General features: G+C 70.3%; 1 protein-coding gene. It reads left to right on the forward strand.

Annotation, left to right across the window (positions count from 1 at the left end; genetic code table 11):
- Positions 1 to 214: 214 nt before the first annotated feature.
- On the forward strand, positions 215 to 1,932 hold a 1,718-nt coding region (locus ACWD4U_RS34675; protein WP_449787408.1), incomplete at its 3' end, for a hypothetical protein.

The raw sequence follows: 1,932 nt of genomic DNA on the forward strand, positions 1-1,932 counted from the left end.
GGTCGGTGAGGTGGAGCGGATGCCGCTGCGCGGTGGTGGCTGGGTGTTCGCTCTGGAGGAGCCGTCCCCGGCCGCGAACGGTCCGTACCAGCTGCGCGAGCAGTTCGTGCGGGTCGATCCTCCGGCGAGGGGCACCGGGGACGGTCCGGTCGGGCACCGGGCGCAGGGCTCTCAGCGGGTCGGCGCCGCCGACCCGGTCGGGTCCGGCGGGCTGGTGCAGCCCCAGTCCGGTACGGCGGACGTCCTGGGGTGGTCGGCGGCGGTGGGCGGCGATCGCACGGTGCTGGGGGAGACCTATCTGCCGGTTCGGGAGGATACCGAGGTCTACGTGTGGATCTCGTGCCAGAGCGCCGCGTTGGACGTTGCCCAGGGGCTGCTGCCGGGCCTGACCCCGACGTTCAGCGACCCCACGCGAGGGTACGTCCGGCTCCGTGACGTGCTGGCCGACCCGGCCGGAGTGGAGACCGCCACGTCGATGTGGGTGATCGGCACCACGGACGCGGATCGCCGTCCCTCCGGGGAGGGGCCGTGGATGCGCGCCCGGGTGCTGGCGAAGGAGGGCGTCACGCTTGCCGAGGCGGGTGTGCAGAGTCTCGGCTACGGCGCGAGCACGGTGGCCTTCTTCGGCGGTGTCAGGCCCGAACTGGTGCAGGGGGTGGAGTACTTCTCCCCGTCCGGGGCGATGGGGCGGAGCATGGCGAACCCGAACTACGACCCCCGTGTGCAGCCGGACGGAGGGGGGACGCTGCACGGCGAGCCGATGCAAGAGGTGTCGACCGGTCAGCCGGCCGGCGAGGTGCAGCGGTTGGGGAGCCGAGCGGTCTACGAAGAGCTGGTGAACGAGGTCTTCGCGCGATCGGAGGCCGGTCACCCACTGCCCTACGACTTCACCCGCCCCGCCGGCGCGCCGAAGCTGCCGGCCTATTTCGGCGTGGAGGTGGAGTACGACCACGCGGAGTACGCGCAGCACAGGAACGTGGCCGACACACTGGCCAGCCGGCTGCACGCCCAGGGGCTGAGCATTCCGGGAGTGCAGTCGCCCGGCTCGGGGGCCAGATCCGGATACGGCACCGACCTGTCCAGCGGGCGGGTGGAGATCGATATCACAGTCGCCGGCGAGTACGTCAGCGCCAAGTGGGATCCCGAGAACCCGGCGACGTGGTCGGCGCTGGTGAAGGTGATGAGCGTCGTCCGGGACGTCGGCGGGTACGCGGGCAACGCGGGCGGGCACATCCACTTCTCTTTGGACTACCACGACAGGCCGGAGTTGGCGGTCGCCAGGTTGACCACGCTGGTGAACCTGGCGAAGTCCTTCGAGGACGTGCTGTACCAGCTCGGTCAGAACCCGCACAGCCCGAGCCACCGCGGCACGCTCTTCGCCGCGCCGCTGAGGGTCACACCGAGCGCCGGATACACCCGCCGGGCTCTCGGACTGCCGACAAGCGGCCCGTCCGGATTGAGTCTGCACGAGTTCCTCCGCGAAATCGGCGGCAACCGGAACCGCGTCCTCAACTTCGAGAGCGTCAAGGGGCGGGACGACGACCACGTGGAGGTGCGGTTGGCGGACGCCAACCTGGATCCGCGGGTGACGCAGGCGCTGGTCGAGCTGTGGGGCGCGATCATCGTCTACGCCAAGGACCACCCCGGTGAGACCTTCACGGTCCCCGAACTCCCGCTCGGCACCGCCGCCGGCCAGGACCGGCCTGAGCGAGAGGTCCATTACCTGCTGGAAGACATGCGGTTGACGCGGCACAGCTTCGAGGACAGCCGGCACTTCAACCGTCTGGTCGATCTGGTCTTCACCGACATGAGGGCGAAAGAGCGCGCCCTGACGCTGTGGCTGCTGACGCAGCCACAGGAGAACGTCCGCGAGCGGGAGGAGGACGCGCCAGAGGTCGAGTGGGAGGCCGACTGGCTGCCGACCGAGACCGA

It is taken from the genome of Kitasatospora sp. NPDC002522 (assembly GCF_053595195.1).